This window comes from Mycobacterium interjectum, assembly GCF_900078675.2.
Classification (GTDB): Bacteria; Actinomycetota; Actinomycetes; order Mycobacteriales; family Mycobacteriaceae; genus Mycobacterium; species Mycobacterium interjectum.
This window is the reverse complement of the sequence record NZ_LT546237.1, coordinates 2,526,979-2,544,718: the sequence shown is the minus strand read 5'-3', so window position 1 is coordinate 2,544,718 and position 17,740 is coordinate 2,526,979. Positions and strand designations below refer to the sequence as shown.

Below are 17,740 nucleotides of genomic sequence, written 5' to 3'. Positions count from 1 at the left end.
TGACCGCCATGTCGTGGGCGACGCGCGGGCTGGGCCTGTTCAGGGAGATGGCCCGCGAGCTGGGCATGCTGGTGCCGCGCACGGTGGCCGGCCTCAACGAATCGACCGGCTGGACCCCGGCGTCGCCGCGCGGGGTGCGGCAATTCGGCGAGGTTCTGCTGGACGAGCTTGTGCTGAGCGGCTTTTCGCTGTTGAACGGGAGCCCCCCGGCGGCGCGGCCGCTGGATGCGTGCACCGCGGCGGCCGAGGAATTGTCGGCGCTGGGCATCGACGGGGCACACGCCGAGCCGGAACCGTTGCGGCCCACCTCGGTGCGGCGGCGGCGGATCGCCGGCCTGGCATACGAGCGGATGAAGTTCGAACACGATCCGAAGCTGCCGGCCACGCTCGAGGCCGACGGGCTGGGCGGCCCGGCGCGGGCGGTGGTGCACGTGTGCCGGCACCGCGGCGGCCCGCGGCCGTGGCTGGTCTGGGTCCACGGCGCCGGTCAGGGCGGCACCGAGGACCTGTTGCTGTCCCGGATCGGCCGGATCCATCACGGCCTGGGGTTCAACGTCGCCCTGCCGGTACAGCCCGGCCACGGGTGCCGGCGCGGCGAATGGCCGGCCTACCCGGACGTGGATCCGCTGGGCAACGTCGCGGGCATGATGCGGGCGGTGTCGGAGGTCCGCGCGGTGGTGCGCTGGGTTCAGCCACAGGCCACCGCCGTTGTGGTGGCGGGGATTTCGATGGGCACCCCGGTGGCCGCGCTGGTTTCCCACCTCGAGCGGCAGGTCGACGCGGTGGCGCTGTACACCCCGATCCTGGGGCTCAACGCGATGATCGCGCGACACCTGGGGCGCTTCGGGCAATCCCGCGCGGGGTTTCGCGAGCTGCTCGGTTCCCCGGAGGTCTCGAAGCTGACCTCGGTGATCGATCCGCTGCGCGTCGAACCCGCGCCGCCCCCGCAGCGCCGGCTCATCGTCGAGGCCTGGCACGACCGCATGGCGATGCGCGAGCCCGCCGAAGCGTTGCAGGAACGCTGGGGCGGGCAGCTGTATTGGTACGACGGCGGCCACGTCGGCCACATCTTCTCCCGGCGCGTGCTCAAGGTGACCGAGCGCTTCCTGGGGGAGGTGGCGGGGTGACGGCGGCCACGCGGACCGCTCGCGAGGTGGTGGAGCTCTACAACCTGGTGGTCTGGAACGAGCGAGACCTCGAGCTGGCCGCGGAGTTGTTCGCCGACAACGTGATTCGGCACGAGGTCGGCGAGGCGCACACCCTGACCCACGCGCAGGCGGTGCAGCGGGTCGCCGATGTGTGGCACCTGTTCGACCGGCTGCGCTTCGACCTGAGAATCGTGGTCGCCGGCGACGACGGCGAACACGTCGCGATCGTCTACGACTCGACGATGACCACCAAGGACGGCGCGGAAGCCAACGTCGCGAGCATCGAGGTTTTCCGCGTGGTCGCCGGCAAGATCACCGAGGTCTGGAATTGCGGTTACAAGCAAGGGGTGTGGAATTGAGCGACCGTGCACTTGACGAGCTGGGGTACTACCTGCTGGCCGGCGCCGGCGGCGAGGGCCCGGCGACCCTGATGGACGAGGCCCGCCGCGGCGAGGAACTGGGCTTCGGCACCGCGTTCATCTCCGAGCGCTGGAACGTCAAGGAAGCGTCCTCGCTCGTCGGGGCGGCGTGCGCGGTGACCAGCCGGATGCAAATCGCCACCGCCGCAACCAATCACAACACCCGCCATCCGTTGATCACCGGATCGTGGGCGACCACCATGCATCGGCTGTCCGGCGGGCGGTTCACGCTGGGCATCGGCCGCGGCATCGCCGCCATCTACGGCGCGTTCGGCATCCCGGCGGTGACGACCGCGCAGATGGAGGACTGGGCCCGGGTCATGCGCCGCCTGTGGCACGGCGAGCTGATCGTCAACCACGACGGCCCGATGGGAAAGTACCCGATCCTGTTCCTCGACCCGGACTTCGACGAGGACATTCGCCTGGCGCTGGTGGCCTTCGGGCCCCAGACGCTCGCGCTCGGCGGCCGGGTTTTCGACGACGTCATCCTGCACACCTACTTCACCCCCGCGACGTTGCAGCGCTGTGTGGCGGCGGTCAAGTCGGCCGCGGAAAAGGCCGGCCGCGACCCCGACAGCGTGCGGGTGTGGTCGTGCTTTGCCACGGTCGGCGACCACCTTCCCGAACAGCTGCGGCTGAAGAAGACCGTCGCGCGCCTAGCCACCTATCTGCAGGGCTACGGAGACCTGCTGGTGAGCACCAACGACTGGGATCCCGCCGTGCTGCAACGCTTTCGAGAAGACCCGGTGGTGACGTCGATCGCGGGCGGGATCGACCACAAGGCCACACCGGAGCAGATCGAGCACATCGCGACCCTGATTCCCGACGAATGGCTGGAGCCCTCGGCCACGGGGTCGGCCGACCAGTGCGTCGAGCGCATCCGCAAGGAGTTCGACTACGGGGCCGACGCGGTGATCATGCACGGCGCGACGCCCGACGAGCTGGAGCCCGTGGTGGCGGCGTATCGGGCGAGCGCCTAACCCCGCGAGCGTGCGCAAAATGACGCGCTACCCCGGCGTGTCGTGCGCAAACACGCACGCTCGCGCCCAAGGCGTCGCCAAAGGGGGTTACGGCATGATGACCGTGCGCGCCACGGGTTCCGCGGCGGCCTGCCGGCTGGACAGGCCGCGCAGCAGGGAGGCCAGCAGCGCGTCGCGCGTCTCGCGGGGATCGATGAGCTCGTCGAAGCCCATGTGCTCGGCCGACCGATACGACGCCTGCAATTCGGCGTTGCGCAGCTTGGCGGAAAGGTCCTCGCCCGCGTGCGACGCGCGGCTGAGCGCCGCGGCGCTCATCGCGCCCATCGTCGCGCCCGGGTAGGCGAACGTCGCGACCTGGTGGTCGAAACCCAGCAGCGACATGACCATGGAGCCGAACCCGTATGCCTTGCGCAGCGTGAGGTGCAGCTTCAACGTGGTGGCGGCCGTCTGGGCCGCGAACATCCGCGCGCCGGCACGCAGCACGCCGCTGCGTTCCGACCGGCTGCCCGGGAGCATGCCGGGGTTGTCGGCGAGGAAGACGATCGGCAGGTGGAACGAGTCGGCCACCGTGATGAAGTGCGCCGCCTTATCGGCCGCGTCGGCGTCGATGGAGCCGGCCAGCACCTTCGGCTGGTTGGCCACCACCGCGACCGGGTGACCGCCGAGATGGGCCAGCGCGCAGATCACCGCCTTGCCGAACCGCGGCTGCACCTCGAACCAGTCGGGGCTGTCGAAGACCACGTCGAGCACCGCCCGCATGTCGTAGACGCGGCGGTTGTCGCGCGAGACGATGTCGAGCAGCTCCGGCGTCGCTCGCGGCGCGGTCGCCTCGCCGGGTGGCAGCGACGGCGGGTACGACCACGCGCTCGGCGGAAAGTACGACAGGTAGCGCCGGACGTCGTCGAGCACGGCCTCGTCGTCGTCGGCGACGTTGTGGATGACGCCGCTGGGTATGGCGACGTCGGGCCCGCCGAGGTCCTCCTTCGAGATGTCTTCTCCCGTGGACTCTTTGACGACGGGCGGTCCGGCGGTGAAGATCGCGCCCTGGGCGCTCATGATCCGGAAGTCGCAGACCGGGGCCACCAGCGCGCCGTGCCCGGCGGAGGGGCCGAGCACGGCGGCGACGGTCGGGACGCGGCTCGAGCACTGCGTCTGGGCGAGCAGATCGGTCGGGCTGCGGCCGTAATGCCCTCCGGGGGGCCGAAAGCCGGCGCCCTCGAGCATCATCACCAGCGGGATCTTGTCGCGCAGCGCCAGTTCGGCGATCCGGTATCGCTTGGAGTTGCCGCCGGGGCCGATGCTGCCGGCCATGGTGGTGAAGTCCTCGGCGCCCAGCATCACCGGCGAGCCGTTGATCAAGCCGGAGCCGACGATCAGTGCGTCGGCCGCGACGTCGCCGCCGACCAGCGTGCCGAACTCGCGGAAGGTGCCCGGGTCCAGGAGTCGCTCGATTCGCGCGCGGGCGTCCAGCTTGCCCTTCTTGCGGTGCTTGTCGAGGCGTTCCGGCCCGCCCATTGCCCGCGCATGCTCACGGCGACGCTCGAGATCGTCGAGCGATTCCCCCCAGTCCTGGGCTTTGGTCATGCCTATGTCCTACCTCACGGGAGATTCGTCGCGCCGACAGATAAGCAGGGTCACATACTGGATTGCTTACTGTAAAGTTGCCCGCATGGGTAGCACCCCCCGCCTCAAGCTCGACGGGGGCATCCCCAATCAACTCGCCCGGGCGCCCGCCGTCGCCGGCGCCCTGGAACAGGACGGGTATGACGGCGGCTGGACCGCGGAAACCAACCACGACCCGTTTCTGCCGGTGCTGCTGGCCGCCGAACACACGTCGCGACTCGAGGTGGGCACAAACATCGCGGTCGCGTTCGCCCGCAACCCGATGATCGTCGCCAACATCGGCTGGGACCTGCAGGCCTATTCGCGGGGACGGTTCATCCTGGGACTGGGCACCCAGATCCAGCCCCATATCGAGAAGCGGTTCAGCATGCCGTGGAGCCATCCGGCGCCCCGGATGAGCGAGTTCGTCGCCGCGCTGCACGCGATCTGGTCGGCGTGGCAGGACGGCACGAAGCTTCGTTTCGAGGGCGACTTCTACACCCACAAGATCATGACGCCGATGTTTACCCCCGAGCCGCAGCCTCATTCGGCGCCGAGGGTGTTCCTGGCCGCGGTGGGCGAAAAAATGACCGAGATGTGCGGCGAGGTCGCCGACGGCCACCTCGGCCACCCGATGGTCTCGAAGCGCTACCTCGAGGAGGTGACGCTGCCGGCCCTGCTGCGCGGGATGCAGCGCTCCGGGCGGGATCGCGGCGTCTTCGAGGTGTCGTGCGAGGTGCTGGTCGCCACCGGCGAGAGCGACGACGAACTGGCGCTCGCCTGCGCCGCCGTGCGCAAGCAGATCGCCTTCTACGGCTCGACGCCGGCCTACCGCAAGGTCCTCGAGCTGCATGGCTGGGGCGACCTGCACACCGAATTGCACCGCCTCTCCCTGGCCGGGGAGTGGGAGACCATGGGCTCGCTCATCGACGACGAGATGCTGGCGGCTTTCGCCGTCGTCGGTCCGGTGGACACGATCGCGGCGGGTTTGAAGAGTCGCTGCGAGGGCGCCGTCGATCGCGTCCTGCCCATCTTTATGACCGCTTCCCAATCCTGTATCACCGCCGTAGTGAAGGAGTTTCGCGAGTGAGCACGTCGACGATGGACGAGGCCGGCAAGCTATTGACGGATCCGCTGGCGTACACCGACGAGCGGCGGCTGCACGCGGCGCTGGCTCACCTGCGCGCCAAGGCGCCGGTGTCGTGGGTCGACGTGCCGAACTACAAGCCGTTCTGGGCGATCACCAAGCACGCCGACATCATGGACATCGAACGCGACAACATGCTGTTCACCAACTGGCCGCGGCCCGTGCTGACCACGGTGGAGGGGGACGAGCAAGCGGTCGCCGCCGGGGTCCGCACGCTGATCCACCTGGACGACCCGCAGCATCGGGTGGTGCGCGCGATCGGCTCCGACTGGTTTCGCCCGAAGGCGATGCGGGCGTTGAAGGTTCGCGTCGACGAACTCGCCAAGAGCTACGTCGACAAGATGATGGCGGTGGGGCCCGAATGTGACTTCGTCCAGCAGGTCGCCGTCAATTACCCGCTGTACGTGATCATGTCGCTGCTCGGGCTGCCCGAGGCCGACTTCCCGCGCATGCTCAAGCTGACCCAGGAGCTGTTCGGCAGCGACGACGCGGAATTCAAACGTGGCACCACCAACGAGGATCAGTTGCCCGCGCTGTTCGACATGTTCCAGTACTTCAACGGGGTGACCGCCTCGCGCCGCGAGCATCCGACCGAGGACCTCGCGTCGGCGATCGCCAACGCCCGCATCGACGGCGAGCCGCTGTCGGACATCGACACCGTGTCGTATTACCTCATCGTGGCCACCGCGGGCCACGACACGACCAGCGCGACCATCTCCGGTGGCATGCAGGCGCTCATCGAGAACCCGGACCAGCTGGCGCGCCTGCGCGACAACCTCGACCTGATGCCGCTGGCCGCCGACGAGATGATCCGCTGGGTCACCCCGGTCAAGGAGTTCATGCGCACCGCCGCCGCGGACACCACCGTGCGCGGAATACCGATCGCCGCGGGCGATTCCGTGTTGCTGTCCTACGTGTCGGCCAACCGCGACGAGGACGTCTTCGACGACCCGTTCCGCTTCGACGTCGGGCGGGACCCCAACAAGCACCTGGCCTTCGGCTATGGCGTGCACTTCTGCATGGGGGCGGCGCTGGCCCGCATGGAGGTCAGCAGCTTCTTCTCCGAGCTGCTGCCCAGGCTGAAATCCATCGAGCTGACCGGCGATCCCGAACTCATCGCCACCACCTTCGTCGGAGGGCTCAAGCACCTGCCGGTGCGCTACTCGCTGGCCTGATTCCCTAGCCTCTAGGCCATGGCGCGCAGGACGATCGTCATCACCGGTGCCAGCGACGGACTCGGCGCCGCGGCGGCCCGTCGGCTGCGCCGGGGTGGCGCAAACGTCGTGGTGGTCGGCCGGTCGCACAGCAAGACCGCCGCCGTGGCCGCCGAATTGGACGCCGACCATTTCGTGGCGGACTTCGCCGACCTGTCCGCGGTCCGGGTTCTGGCGGACGAGATTGGATCCCGGTACCCGCGCATCGACGTCTTGGCCAACAACGCCGGCGGCCTGTTCACCAAGGCGCAGCGGACCGTGGACGGCCACGAGATGACCCTCCAGGTCAACTACCTGGCGCCGTTCCTGCTCACCACGCGGTTGATCGATGTGCTTGTCGATTCCCGCGCAACCGTCATCAACACCACCAGCTCGTCGCACCGAATGGTTCCGCGCGTCTCGATCGCCGACCTGGAGGACACGACCGGGCGCCGGCCCAGCTCCGCCTATGCCCTCACCAAACTCGCGATCGTCTTGTTCACCAGGGAATTACATCGGCGCTACCACGCCCGCGGATTGTCCGCGGTGACGTTTCACCCCGGCTATGTCAACTCCAACTTCGGCGATGCCTCGGGCTCGCGGTTCCTCGTGTTCATGAAGTACCGCGTGCCGCTGGCGGTCCGGTTCACCGCCACCGTCGACGAGGCGGCCGACCAGCTGGTCTGGCTGGCGTCGAGCACGCCCGGTGTCGACTGGACCTCCGGCGAGTACTACTCGAATGGCAAGATCGCCAGGGCCAACCGCACGGCCTACGATCCCGTGCTGGCGCGTGAGCTGTGGGATCGCACCCTGGCCAAAATCGTTTGACCGCGCGAGGTCCATTGGCATTCGGCGGTGGGACCAAAGTCACCAGAATGCGCCACGCCGCTCCATGAGCGCGACAGCGCTTCTGTCCCGCAGCATGATTCGTACATGTACCACACAAGTTGCCCGAATTCTCCGACGCATCCGATGGTCACCATAGCGATCGACGAGCACCGCGGAAGAACATACGCGAAGGCCGAGTTGCAATGGGGCAGTGTGCGTTTGGCCGGGGTCGGGATCGCCTACCGCCACCCGGCCGACACTTTGTCGTGCGATGCCGGCCAGGAGCGGGCGGCGGCTCGGGCGCTCTCGGACCTGGCTAAGAAGGTCAGCGGGCTGCGCCGGATCGGGGCCTGACGGCACACACCCGGGCCGCCAGGCCGGTGGCCTGGGTGCGGGTACTAACATTGCAGCTCATGAGCCACGTCGAGCTGATCGGTCCCGCGCAGTGACCGCATCGACCGCATTGGTGACCGGCGGCGCGTCCGGCATCGGGCTGGAGGTCGCCGGGCTGCTGCGCGACGCGGGCCACCGGGTTGTGACGTGGGACCTGTCGGGCGCCGACATCGATTGCGACGTCAGCGATCCCGACGCAGTATCCGCAGCTATGCAGCAAACGGTGCGCGAGCACGGGGTGCCGACCCGGGTGGTGACGTCCGCCGGTATCGGGTCGTCGGGCCCGTCGGGTTTGTTGCTCAAACAGGCGCCCGCCGATTGGGAACGGGTGCTGTCGGTGAACCTCACCGGCACCTGGCTGACCCTGCGCGCCGCCGCGCAGGCCATGGTCGAGGCCGAGGTGCACGGTTCGATCGTCGCCGTCTCCAGCATCAGTGGCACCGTGGCCGATCGCGACATGGGCGCATACTGCGTGTCCAAAGCCGGCGTCGACATGCTGGTCAAGGTCGCCGCCGTGGAATGGGGCACCTACGGCATCCGGGTCAACGCCGTCGGGCCGGGCGTGACGCGCACCCCGATGCTGCCCAACCCCGACGCCTGGCTGGGCTGGGCCGACGGCCTGTCCAGGCGGACCGCGCTCGGTCGCCTGGGTGAGGCCAGCGACGTGGCCGGCGCCATCGTCGGTGTCCTGGAACTGCCCTGGGTGACCGGTCAGGTGGTGCACGCCGACGGCGGGCTGGCCCTGCACAGCCCGATCGACGCATACGGCCAACTGGAGAAGCTGATGCGGCTGAAGCGACTGCGGCAGATCCGAGAGCAGCGGGAGAAAGCCAAAGAGGCCTAGCTGCCGAAGTCGATCACGCCCCTGACGATGGTGCCGTTGAGCAGGTCGTCGTACGCGTCGTTGACGTCGTCGAGGCGGTAGCGCTTGGTTATCATCTCGTCGAGCTGCAGCTGCCCGGTCTGGTAGAGCCGGGCCAGCCGCGCGATGTCCGCCTTCGGGTTGCACGAGCCGAATATGGTGCCCGCCAGCGTCTTGTTCATCAGGATGAAGTCCTGCAGGTCGATGTTGACGGACCGGGTCAGCTGCGACGTCATGCCGGTGAGGACACACGTCCCGCCCTTGCGGGTCAGCTTCACCGCGTCGCGGACGTCGTCGGCGATGATCAGGGACGGCGAGACCACCACGGCGTCGGCCATCACCCCGTAGGTCAGGTCCCGCACCACGTCGAGCGCCTCGGCGGCCGTCGCGGCGCTGTGCGTCGCGCCGAACTGCAGCGCCGATTTCTGTTTGAATTCAACGGGATCGACCGCGACGATGTGTGCCGCGCCGTTGATCCGGGCGCCCTGGATCGCGCCGGTGCCTATTCCGCCGACGCCGATGACGACGACGGTATCGCCGGCGCGCATGTTGGAGCGGTTTGCGACGGATCCGTAGCCGGTCGGGATGGCGCACGACAGCAGGGCGCTTGGTGCCAGCGGCAGGTGCGGATCAATCTTGACGAGCGAATTCGTCGACACCACCGTGTGTTCGGCGAAGGCGCCGACCTTGGCGATGTGCCCCAGATTCCGGCCGTCGGCGGTGTGGTGGCGGAAGGTGCCATCGGTGGGCATCCCCGGGACCATGGTGCCGATGCCGACGTCGCAGAGGTACTCGACCCCGGTCGCACACCAGCGGCACTGCCCGCACACCGCGACGAACGACATCACCACGTGGTCGCCCGGGGCGAAATCGGTGACGCCGTCGCCGACTTCGCGCACGATGCCGGACCCCTCATGGCCGCCGATCGTCGGGAACATCGTCGGCAACCCGAGCGAGCGCATCACCTCGTTGGGCGCCGACATGTCGCCCTTGAGGATGTGGTCGTCGGAGTGGCACAACCCGGCGGCGGCCAGCTGGACGAGGACTTCGCCGGCACGCGGCGGGTCCAGCTCGAACTCCTCGACAGACCACGGCCCGCCGACGTCGTGCAGAATCGCGGCGCGGCTTCTCATGCGGCCGGGGTGAACGTGACGGGAAGCTTGTTGGGCGACCGGAAGGTGAGGCCGACGATCCTGGACTCCTCGCCGGTTCCGTCGTCGGGCACGAAGGCCAAATGCTGGACGCGGTCCAACAGGCTGTTCAGCATGACACGCGTCTCCAGCCGCGCCAGGTGCATGCCCAGGCACATGTGGATACCGGCGGCGAACGCGATGTGGGCGTGGCGCGGCCGCAGGATGTCGAACGCGTCGGGGTCGGGCCAACGGCTTTCGTCGCGGTTGGCCGAGCCCATGCACATGTCGACCTGCGCGTCGGCCGGTATTGTCTTGCCGCCTATTTCGATTTCCTCGGTGGTGGTGCGCATGACCATCGTCAGCGGCGTTTCGACCCGCAGGCCCTCCTCGATGGCGGCCGGGATCAATGACCGATCCCGCTGGACCATCGCCAGCTGCTCGGGGTGTGTCAGCAACAGGTACAGCAGGTTGCCCGAGGAGCGGTAGGTGGTCTCCAGCCCGGCCGGCAGCAGCAGGCGCAGGAACGCGATGATCGCCTCGTCGGTGAGCTTCTCGCCGTCGATCTCGGCGGCCACCAGGTCGCCGATGATGTCGTCGGTGAGCTTGCGGCGCCGCTGCTCCACCTGGTCGAGGAAGTAGCCGTGCAGCTCGGCCGCCGCGTTGAGCCCGGCCATGATGTCCGTCGGGATCGAGATGAGGTCGAGGGACAACCGCCGGAACATGTCGAGATCCTCGGCGGGCAGACCGAGCAGCGTGGAGATGATCCGGGTCGGAAACTCGAACGTCAGGGCCTTCACCAGGTCGGCGTGGCCGTCGTTCTTGATCTCGTCGATCAGCTCATCGCAGACCGGCCCGATGACCGACGGTTCCCATCGCTCCAGCGCGGTGGCGCGGAAGGCCTTGGCCACCAGGCTGCGGTGGTCGTGGTGCTCCTTGCCGCCCATCGCCAGGATGGTGTGGCCCATCACCAATCCGATGGTCTTGTCGTAGGCGGCCGAGGTGAACACGCGGTCGTCGCGGAACGCCTGAAACAGCCCGTCGTAGCCGAACAGGACCCATTCGTCGTTCGGCCGCAGTTCCTCGGGCATCTGCGAGTGGTCCGCCAGCGAACCGTGCCAGACCGGATCGGTGCGCCGCATGTATTCGAAGAACGGATACGGGCTGGTCTCCCCGGTGAGGTCGAGGGTGACGGGTTGGCCGTCGGGGTCCGTGCTGAGCGTCATTCGCGCTCCTCCTGAGCAGCCGGGTAAGGCGGATAGGTGCCGAGGGAATGTCGCTATCATAGTATAAATAGCAACGAAGCCCAACGGGTTGTGCTCTGTCCAGGAGGCGGTGATTCTCAGGTGCCCGACCGGCGATTCGTGTGCTCCCTGGACGAACTGCCGCCCGGCGGGATGAAGCTGGTCGACGTGGGCAAGTTCGGCGTCGGCGTCTACAACGTGCGCGGTGAGCTGTACGCGATCGTCAACTACTGCTCCCACGAGGGCGCCCCGCTGTGCCTGGGCCTGCTCGGCGGCACCAACGAGCCGGCTCCGGAATCGCCCGACGGGATACGCCGCGTCCGCGACGGTCAGATCGTGCGATGCCCTTGGCACAATTGGGAATTCGACGTCACCACGGGCCAAAACGTCGCCGATCCGCGCCGCCGCATCCGCACCTACCGGGTCGATGTCACCGATGGGGAGGTGTTTTTGACCGCATGAATCCCATGATCATCGACGCATGCGTGCAACCGCACTTTCGCTACAACGCGGAGATACGGCGCTACCTGCCGGCCGCGCACCAGCTGCGGTCGATCCCCGATGTCGAGAAGCAGTGGTATCAGGCGCCCGGCGGCGACTACCGGGAGGACCTCTACGGCGACCACTACCCGGGTTCGGATCCCGAGACCGTGAGCCGGCACCTCTTCGATGACATGGGCGTCAAGCACGCCATCCTGAACCCGCTGACCCGCGGCAACATCGCCGACTACCTGCTGAACAGCCGAATTTGCGCGGCGGTCAACGACTGGCTGCTCGATCGCTGGCTGGAGCCCGACACCACCGACCGGTTCCGGGGCACCATCCGCGTCAACCCCGAAGACGCCAAGGGCGCCGTCGCCGAGATCGAGCGCCTCGCCGGCCACCCGAAGCTGGTGCAGGTCGGTGTTCCCATGCAGTCGCGCGAGCCGTACGGCAAGCCGATGTTCGAGCCCATCTGGGAGGCGGCCGCCGCGCACGGGCTGCCGGTCGCGGTGCACATCAACGGCGGCAACGGCGTCGACCACCCGCCCACCTTCGCCGGGCACGCGCACACCTATCCCGGATACGCGGCGTTCATGCCGCTGAACTACTTCGTGCATCTGGCCACCCTCATCATCGAGGGTATGTTCGGTCGGCACCCGGGCCTGAAGTTCGTGTTCGCCGACGGCGGTTACGACATCCTCACCCCGCTGATGTGGCGACTCGACACCTTCTGGCTGTCGATGCGCGACCAGACGCCGTGGGTCGACCGGTATCCCAGCGAATACCTGCCCGGCCACGTCCGGTTCTGCTCCTCGGCATTCGACGGGCCGACGGAGGCCGAGTCGATGCAGCGGTGGATGGACTTCACCGGCAAGTCCGACCTGCTGATGTACGGATCGGGCTATCCCCATTGGTCCACCTCGGCGCCGGACGCGACCGCCGACGGTCTGGATGCCGCTCAGCGGGAAAAGGTGTTGTGGCGCAACGCCGGTGAGCTCTATGGGCTGAAGGAGCGTGTGTGATGACGACGATCGAACGGCTCGATTCGGCCACCGGTCAAGAGGACGAGATAGCGGTGAGGATCGTCGACACCGACGTGCACCCGTTGCCGGTCTCGGCCGATGTGCTCAAGTCCTACGCGCCGGCCGAATGGGTGGACAAGATCTGGCCGACGGGCAACGCGGTCAGCCCGGTGCCGCATTTCTACGACACACCCGATTCGTACAAGACGATGTCGCTGCGCCTGGACGCCGCCCCGCCGGGCGGCGGGGTCGCCGGCAGCGACCCGGATTTCGCCGCCAAGCAGTTGCTGCTCGATGCCGGCGTGAGCATCGCGACGCTGGAGCCGATGTGCGATGCCCAGCTGCCCCAGGCCGAGCACGTTCTGAAGTCGACCTACAACGACTGGCTCGCCGACGTCTGGCTGGACAAATACAACTGGCACGGCCGCTGGCGCGGCTCGATCAGCATCAGCGCGCAGACACCGGAACTGGCCGCCCGCGAAGTCGAGCGGTGGGCGGGGCACCCTTACATGGCCCAGGTGCTGATGACACCCCAGACCCGTGGAATCCCTTTCGGAAACCCGCATTTCGACCCGCTCTACGAGGCGGCCGCGCGCAACGGATTCCCGGTGGCCACACACCTGATGGGGCAGACACCCTTCGAGTTGATCCCGATCTACCCGGTCGGCAACCCCGCGCACTGGCACGACTTCTTCGCATCCTGGCCGCTGCTGTACGTCTCGCACCTGATGAGCCTGGTGTTCGACGGCGCGTTCGACCGCCACCCCGACCTGCGGATCGTCTTCGTCGAAGGCGGCTTCACGTGGGCGATGCCGGTGATGTCGCGGATGGACCGGATCTGGGAAGCCCGCCGCGGCGACCTGCCGCACGTGCGCCGGAGGCCGTCGGAGTATGTGCGCGAACACGTTCGGTTCACCACTCAGCCGCTGGAAGACACCGACACCGTGCAGTTCCGCGAGTACCTCGAGATGATGGACCTCGGCGACAACCTGATGTTCTCGACGGATTACCCGCACTGGAGCTACGACTCGCCCACCTATGCGATCAACCGGTTCCCCGCCGACCAGCGGGAGCGGATCATGCGCGGCAACGCGACGGCCCTCTATGGGCTTCCGGCGACCGTCAAGGCGCTTCCCGGGGAACGGTGACGCATTGGCGGACCTTACGCAGGCCAACCTGACACGGCCGCAAGGCCTCAACCGACTAGGCCAACCGGCTGCTACACGCGTACGTTCACACCAAATTGCATGTCATCGCAGCGGCATGCAACGGCTTCGACTCGCTGGTTCCCGATTGGGTTGTCTCGCAGGAGAATCGGGCGCTGCACGCGCAGACGCTGCGCCGTGTCTGCGCGCCATGTAGGCGGCTAGATCGGGGTGAACTTGGTGATGAGCCAGTTGCCGCCGACCCTGCTCATGCGCACCAGCACGCTGCTGACCGCCACCGACGGCTGGGGGCTGTCCTTGGTCGACGTGACCTGATCGACGAACACCAGCACGACGGCCGAGTCGGGGTGTAGCTCCGACACCGCGGCGCCCGTCACCTTGGCGGTGGTCTTCATCGACTTCTGCTTGGCCATCGGGGCCACGGTCTGCTGACTGAATTGGTCGTAGTAGGACAAGAAGTCGCCGGTCAGGTGCTTCCTGGCGGCGGCGAAGTCCTTGTCGAGCGAGTCGTACGAGTAGGACAGCAACGCCACCGTTGCGTCGGACCCGGCGCGGGCCACCGTTCGGGCGACGCTGGTATCGGTCTGTTGGTCGGGCCGGTACTGCTTGAAGTACAGCCACGTCGCCACGCCGCCGGAAATCAGCAGTAGCACAATCAGAACCGACGCAACGATCTTGCGCAGGCCGGGAGGCAGGCCGCGGCGCCGAGGTTCGCTCAGCTCCGCGTAGTCCTCCTCCTCGTCGGCATCGGGTTCCGCGGTGTCATCGGCTGCGTACTCTTCGGCTTCGGGGTCGACGTCGGTGTCGACGCCGGCTTCGGGTTCGCCTTCTGGTGCAGCCGAATCCATGTCGCGCACGTCTCCGGTCACGGTACGTACTCAACTTTCGACATCTTGTACTGCCCGCCGACCTTGGCGACCGTCACGCGCAGCCGCCAGACCAACGGTGGCACGTCCTTTCCGGGTGGGGAATTGGTGACCTGTGAGGTCGCCGAGACCAACACCACCGCGGAGTTGCCGTTGATGGACTCCAGGGCGGCGGCGTTCACGGTCCCTTCGGTCACCGCTTTCGATTGGGTGACCACCGAGATGAAGTCGTTGGCCCGCTGTTGGAAGTCGTCTTTGAATTGCCCGGTGGCGTTGTCGATCACGCGCTGGATGTCTTCTCTGGCGTTGTTGAAGTCGAGGGAGATCATATTGAGGACGCCCTGCTTGGCGCCCGCGATGAATGCCGCTTCCCGCTGTTGGTTTTGGGTGGCGTCGCGGTGTTGGAGCACCATGTATGCGCTGAGAGCGGCGAAAGCGCAGATGGCGATGACGGTGGCCACCGCGGCGAGCGCCGGCAACCGCCGTCGCCAGGCCGCTTGCTCCGTGACGGGCTCGTCGTAGTCCTCGTCGTAGTCGTCTTCGTAATCCTCGTCGTAGTCCTCGTCGTCGCCGTACGCCTCGACGGTCTCGGGCCCGCCGAGGGCCTCACGCCGCAGCCGTGCGGCGACGGCGCGGGCTTTCGCCGCGGCNCCGCCCGGGCCTCTTCGAGCAACTCCCTCGCGTCGGGGTCCGCGTCAGCCATCGCGATTACCGCTCGTCACGACCATTATCGATTGAACTCCGGTATCTCTTACGGTATTGCTCATTGCTAACATCAGAGTCTCCAGCGAACTCCGACGAGAACCGACCAGGCGGATGATCAATCACCCACATTTTCTCCCGAATCCTCCGGCGTCATGACCGCTGTCGACTCTCCCGAAAAGATACTCTTCGCTTCCACAACCCAGGCCTTTCTACAAAAAGAAGCGCCGCTGCGTCGCGTCCGCGAACTGCATGCGGCCGGCGAGTCCTTCGACCCGGCGTGGTGGCGCCGTGCCGCCGAACTCGGCTGGACGGCCCTCCTGGTGCCCGAGGAGTTGGGCGGCGGCAGCGTCTCGGGCAGCGGTGTCGAGGATCTGGCCATGGTCGCCGAACAACTCGGCAAGACGGTGGCGCCGGGACCGCTGTATCCGGTCAGCGTCGTGCTCGCGGCGCTCGCCGAGTGCGCCGATGCGCCCTCGCACACCGACACCATCGAGTCGCTGATGTCGGGTGAAACGGTGGCGTCGTGGGCGGTGAGCGAGCCCGGGCGGGGCTGGGCACCGCTGGATCCCTCGGTGACGGCCACCCAGACGGATGTCGGCTTTCGCATCGACGGCACCAAAGACCGGGTGGAGGCCGGCGCTCAAAGTGCGGTGCTGCTCGTCGTGGCGCGATGCGGCGGCGAGGTTCGTCAATTTCTGGTCCCGACGGACGCACCGGGCGTGCGCATCGAGCCCCAGCAGTCGGTCGACTTGGTGAAGCAATACGCGCGGGTGCATTTCGACGGCGCGGTCGTGGAGCCGTCGGCGGTTGTCGGCAGCGCGACCGAGACCGCCGCCCTCATCGACCGGCAGAGCCAGATCGCCCAGGTGCTGCAGTGTGCCGAGGTGGTGGGCATCCTGCAAACGGTGTTCGACTTCACCGCGCAATGGGCGCTCGACCGGCACACATTCGGCCGTCCACTGGCGTCCTATCAGGTGCTCAAGCATGGATTCGCCGACATGAAGCTGTGGCTGGAAGCCTGTCGCGCCACCACCGCCGCCGCGGTCGCCGACGTCGCCGCCCGCTCGGCGGGCGCGGGCTTGTCGGCCAGCATCGCCAAGTCCTACGTCGGTGAGATGGCCGTGCGGGTCGTCCAGGCGTGCGTGCAGATGCACGGCGGCATCGGCGTGACGTGGGAACACGACCTGCACCTGTACCTGAGGCGAGTCACGTTGTACCGGGCCATGTTCGGCACGCCCGAGGAACACAACCTGCGGGTGTACGAGTCGGAGAAGGCGGCCCGATCGGTGACGAACGCCGGATGACGACTACCGAATCCGTCGCCGAGTTCGCCGCTCGGGCCCGAGAGTGGTTGGGGGACAACATGCCCGCCATCGATCCCGAGCATCCACCGCCGGTCCCGCGCGACGACGAGCGATCGTGGCAGCGCGCCCGCGAATTGCAAAAGCGGCTTTACGAAGGCGGATTCGCCGGTATTTGCTTTCCCCGCGAGTACGGCGGCCTGGGCCTGGATTACGAATACCAGAAGGCGTTCGACTCCGAATCCTTCGGCTACGAGATGCCGCTCATTCTCAACACCCCAACGTTCACCATCTGCTGCGCCACCCTGCTCGACACCGGCACCGAGGAGCAGAAGAAGCGGCACATCGCCGCCGCCCTGCGCGGCGACGAGGTGCTCGTGCAGCTGTTGAGCGAGCCCAGCGGCGGGTCGGACCTGGCCGGTGTGATCACCCGGGCCGAACGCCGCGGCGATCGTTGGGTGATCAACGGCGCGAAGACATGGAGCACCAGCGCCTTTGCCGCCGACTACGGACTGTGCCTGGCGCGCACCGACTGGGACGTGCCCAAGCACGAAGGCCTGACCATGTTCCTGGTGCCCATCGCACATCCCGGAATCACGTTGCGGCGCATCACCATGCTGAGTGGATCGACTGAGTTCTGCGAGGAGTTCCTGGACGGCGTGGACGTGGGCGACGACGCCGTCGTCGGCGAGGTCAACGGCGGCTGGGCGGTGGCCTCTCGGCAGCTGTATCACGAACGCCGGGCGGTGGGGCAGGGTTCCGAGTTCTCCAGCGGCAGCGGCAGCGAGGGCGGTTCCTCTAAGCCCGTCGACTACGTGGCCCTGGCCGAGAAGACGGGCCGCGCCGACGACGAACGGGTCCACGAGATGGCCGGCCGGGTGCTCGTGCACCGCGCCGTGGCCGAGCAATTGATCGACCACGTGTACCGCAACGTCCGCGACGGCATCCTGCCACCCACCGCCGGGACGCTCATCAGGCTCTTCCATTCCGAGACCGTGACCCTGGACATGGACACCGCGCTCGCGATCGCCGGAAGTGCCGGCGTCGTAGGGGAATTCGGCGAGGGCCTGGAGGCCGGGCTGCGCTACCTGTCCCGGCAGAACGTCGCCATCGGCGGCGGCACCACCGAGATGGCCCGCAACGTCATCGGCGAGCGGGTGCTGGGCTTTCCGCGCGAGTACGCCGCCGACCGCGGGGTGCCGTTCAGTCAGGTGCGGCACGGGGTGGGCCGCTGACCGCACCGGGGCCGCG

The 17,740-nt window shown here is 67.6% G+C and carries 18 protein-coding genes and 1 pseudogene; 14 read left to right on the top strand and 5 right to left on the bottom strand.

Annotated elements, in window-relative coordinates; genetic code table 11:
• Positions 1-8 precede the first annotated feature (8 nt).
• Genes BN4348_RS46555 through BN4348_RS46545 form a run of 3 tightly spaced genes read left to right on the top strand, consistent with a single transcriptional unit; the run spans position 9 to position 2,547 of the window.
• On the top strand, positions 9-1,127 hold the full coding sequence (locus BN4348_RS46555; RefSeq protein WP_066914611.1) for an alpha/beta fold hydrolase: 1,119 nt from the start codon (positions 9-11) through the stop codon (positions 1,125-1,127).
• Positions 1,124-1,507 (top strand): nuclear transport factor 2 family protein, encoded by a 384-nt coding sequence (locus tag BN4348_RS46550; RefSeq protein WP_066914470.1) that lies wholly within the window; start codon positions 1,124-1,126, stop codon positions 1,505-1,507. The genes BN4348_RS46555 and BN4348_RS46550 overlap by 4 nt, the downstream gene beginning before the upstream one ends.
• Positions 1,504-2,547, top strand: a complete 1,044-nt coding sequence (locus BN4348_RS46545; protein ID WP_066914610.1) for a TIGR03857 family LLM class F420-dependent oxidoreductase — start codon at positions 1,504-1,506, stop codon at positions 2,545-2,547. The genes BN4348_RS46550 and BN4348_RS46545 overlap by 4 nt, the downstream gene beginning before the upstream one ends.
• Positions 2,548-2,634: 87 nt before the next feature.
• Here the strand turns inward: BN4348_RS46545 and BN4348_RS46540 are convergent, their stop codons facing one another.
• Positions 2,635-4,131 carry an acyl-CoA carboxylase subunit beta gene (locus tag BN4348_RS46540; protein WP_066914468.1) on the bottom strand — a complete coding sequence of 499 codons (1,497 nt, stop codon included), beginning with the start codon at positions 4,129-4,131 and terminating at the stop codon, positions 2,635-2,637.
• Between the two features lie 85 nt (positions 4,132-4,216).
• Between BN4348_RS46540 and BN4348_RS46535 the strand changes: the two genes are divergently transcribed.
• The 5 genes from BN4348_RS46535 (at position 4,217) to BN4348_RS46515 (ending at position 8,554) form a co-directional block, all read left to right on the top strand.
• On the top strand, positions 4,217-5,239 hold the full coding sequence (locus tag BN4348_RS46535) for an LLM class F420-dependent oxidoreductase (RefSeq protein WP_066914467.1): 1,023 nt from the start codon (positions 4,217-4,219) through the stop codon (positions 5,237-5,239).
• 11 nt (positions 5,240-5,250) lie between these two features.
• On the top strand, positions 5,251-6,471 hold the full coding sequence (locus BN4348_RS46530) for a cytochrome P450 (RefSeq protein ID WP_066914466.1): 1,221 nt from the start codon (positions 5,251-5,253) through the stop codon (positions 6,469-6,471).
• A gap of 18 nt (positions 6,472-6,489) precedes the next feature.
• Positions 6,490-7,317, top strand: coding sequence for an SDR family NAD(P)-dependent oxidoreductase (locus BN4348_RS46525; protein WP_066914465.1), 828 nt, complete (start codon positions 6,490-6,492; stop codon positions 7,315-7,317).
• A gap of 105 nt (positions 7,318-7,422) precedes the next feature.
• Entirely contained in the window at positions 7,423-7,671 is a 249-nt protein-coding gene (locus tag BN4348_RS46520) for a dsRBD fold-containing protein (RefSeq protein ID WP_096866164.1), read from the top strand.
• Between the two features lie 91 nt (positions 7,672-7,762).
• Entirely contained in the window at positions 7,763-8,554 is a 792-nt protein-coding gene (locus BN4348_RS46515) for an SDR family NAD(P)-dependent oxidoreductase (protein WP_066914461.1), read from the top strand.
• Here the strand turns inward: BN4348_RS46515 and BN4348_RS46510 are convergent.
• On the bottom strand, positions 8,551-9,705 hold the full coding sequence (locus tag BN4348_RS46510) for a Zn-dependent alcohol dehydrogenase (protein ID WP_066914459.1): 1,155 nt from the start codon (positions 9,703-9,705) through the stop codon (positions 8,551-8,553). The two genes, BN4348_RS46515 and BN4348_RS46510, sit on opposite strands and share 4 nt — an antisense overlap.
• The gene (locus BN4348_RS46505) at positions 9,702-10,928 is read right to left on the bottom strand and encodes a cytochrome P450 (RefSeq protein ID WP_066914458.1); all 1,227 of its coding nucleotides are present in this window, start codon (positions 10,926-10,928) and stop codon (positions 9,702-9,704) included. The genes BN4348_RS46510 and BN4348_RS46505 overlap by 4 nt, the downstream gene beginning before the upstream one ends.
• 120 nt (positions 10,929-11,048) lie before the next feature.
• Between BN4348_RS46505 and BN4348_RS46500 the strand changes: the two genes are divergently transcribed.
• The 4 genes and pseudogenes from BN4348_RS46500 to BN4348_RS46485 all read left to right on the top strand — a co-directional run.
• Complete coding sequence (locus BN4348_RS46500) at positions 11,049-11,408, top strand: Rieske (2Fe-2S) protein (RefSeq protein WP_084454267.1); 360 nt, start codon at positions 11,049-11,051, stop codon at positions 11,406-11,408.
• Positions 11,409-11,413: 5 nt separating this feature from the next.
• Positions 11,414-12,451, top strand: a complete 1,038-nt coding sequence (locus tag BN4348_RS46495; RefSeq protein WP_066914608.1) for an amidohydrolase family protein — start codon at positions 11,414-11,416, stop codon at positions 12,449-12,451.
• Positions 12,451-13,599 (top strand): amidohydrolase family protein, encoded by a 1,149-nt coding sequence (locus BN4348_RS46490; RefSeq protein ID WP_066914457.1) that lies wholly within the window; start codon positions 12,451-12,453, stop codon positions 13,597-13,599. The genes BN4348_RS46495 and BN4348_RS46490 overlap by 1 nt, the downstream gene beginning before the upstream one ends.
• Before the next feature lie 59 nt (positions 13,600-13,658).
• Positions 13,659-13,805 (top strand): annotated as a pseudogene (locus BN4348_RS46485) (alpha/beta hydrolase); the annotation flags it as partial.
• A 12-nt stretch (positions 13,806-13,817) separates the two neighbouring features.
• Here BN4348_RS46485 and BN4348_RS46480 read toward each other — a convergent pair.
• Positions 13,818-14,486, bottom strand: a complete 669-nt coding sequence (locus tag BN4348_RS46480) for a flagellar basal body-associated FliL family protein (protein ID WP_066914456.1) — start codon at positions 14,484-14,486, stop codon at positions 13,818-13,820.
• Positions 14,483-14,944, bottom strand: a complete 462-nt coding sequence (locus tag BN4348_RS46475) for a hypothetical protein (RefSeq protein WP_211145740.1) — start codon at positions 14,942-14,944, stop codon at positions 14,483-14,485. Before BN4348_RS46475 ends, BN4348_RS46480 begins: the two co-directional genes overlap by 4 nt.
• Positions 14,945-15,340: 396 nt before the next feature.
• Between BN4348_RS46475 and BN4348_RS46470 the strand changes: the two genes are divergently transcribed.
• Positions 15,341-16,492: an acyl-CoA dehydrogenase family protein gene (locus BN4348_RS46470; RefSeq protein WP_066914455.1), complete on the top strand. Its 1,152-nt coding sequence runs from the start codon at positions 15,341-15,343 to the stop codon at positions 16,490-16,492.
• The gene (locus BN4348_RS46465; protein ID WP_066914454.1) at positions 16,489-17,724 is read left to right on the top strand and encodes an acyl-CoA dehydrogenase family protein; all 1,236 of its coding nucleotides are present in this window, start codon (positions 16,489-16,491) and stop codon (positions 17,722-17,724) included. The genes BN4348_RS46470 and BN4348_RS46465 overlap by 4 nt, the downstream gene beginning before the upstream one ends.
• Positions 17,725-17,740: the final 16 nt, after the last annotated feature.

What these genes read in the sequence shown, in the direction of transcription:
- BN4348_RS46555 (WP_066914611.1), top strand. Translation starts at nt 9, where the DNA reads ATGTCGTGGGCGACGCGCGGGCTGGGCCTGTTCAGGGAGATGGCCCGC.
- BN4348_RS46540 (WP_066914468.1), bottom strand. Translation starts at nt 4,131, where the DNA reads ATGACCAAAGCCCAGGACTGGGGGGAATCGCTCGACGATCTCGAGCGT.
- BN4348_RS46535 (WP_066914467.1), top strand. Translation starts at nt 4,217, where the DNA reads ATGGGTAGCACCCCCCGCCTCAAGCTCGACGGGGGCATCCCCAATCAA.
- BN4348_RS46530 (WP_066914466.1), top strand. Translation starts at nt 5,251, where the DNA reads ATGGACGAGGCCGGCAAGCTATTGACGGATCCGCTGGCGTACACCGAC.
- BN4348_RS46525 (WP_066914465.1), top strand. Translation starts at nt 6,490, where the DNA reads ATGGCGCGCAGGACGATCGTCATCACCGGTGCCAGCGACGGACTCGGC.
- BN4348_RS46520 (WP_096866164.1), top strand. Translation starts at nt 7,423, where the DNA reads ATGTACCACACAAGTTGCCCGAATTCTCCGACGCATCCGATGGTCACC.
- BN4348_RS46510 (WP_066914459.1), bottom strand. Translation starts at nt 9,705, where the DNA reads ATGAGAAGCCGCGCCGCGATTCTGCACGACGTCGGCGGGCCGTGGTCT.
- BN4348_RS46505 (WP_066914458.1), bottom strand. Translation starts at nt 10,928, where the DNA reads ATGACGCTCAGCACGGACCCCGACGGCCAACCCGTCACCCTCGACCTC.
- BN4348_RS46495 (WP_066914608.1), top strand. Translation starts at nt 11,414, where the DNA reads ATGATCATCGACGCATGCGTGCAACCGCACTTTCGCTACAACGCGGAG.
- BN4348_RS46490 (WP_066914457.1), top strand. Translation starts at nt 12,451, where the DNA reads ATGACGACGATCGAACGGCTCGATTCGGCCACCGGTCAAGAGGACGAG.
- BN4348_RS46470 (WP_066914455.1), top strand. Translation starts at nt 15,341, where the DNA reads ATGACCGCTGTCGACTCTCCCGAAAAGATACTCTTCGCTTCCACAACC.
- BN4348_RS46465 (WP_066914454.1), top strand. Translation starts at nt 16,489, where the DNA reads ATGACGACTACCGAATCCGTCGCCGAGTTCGCCGCTCGGGCCCGAGAG.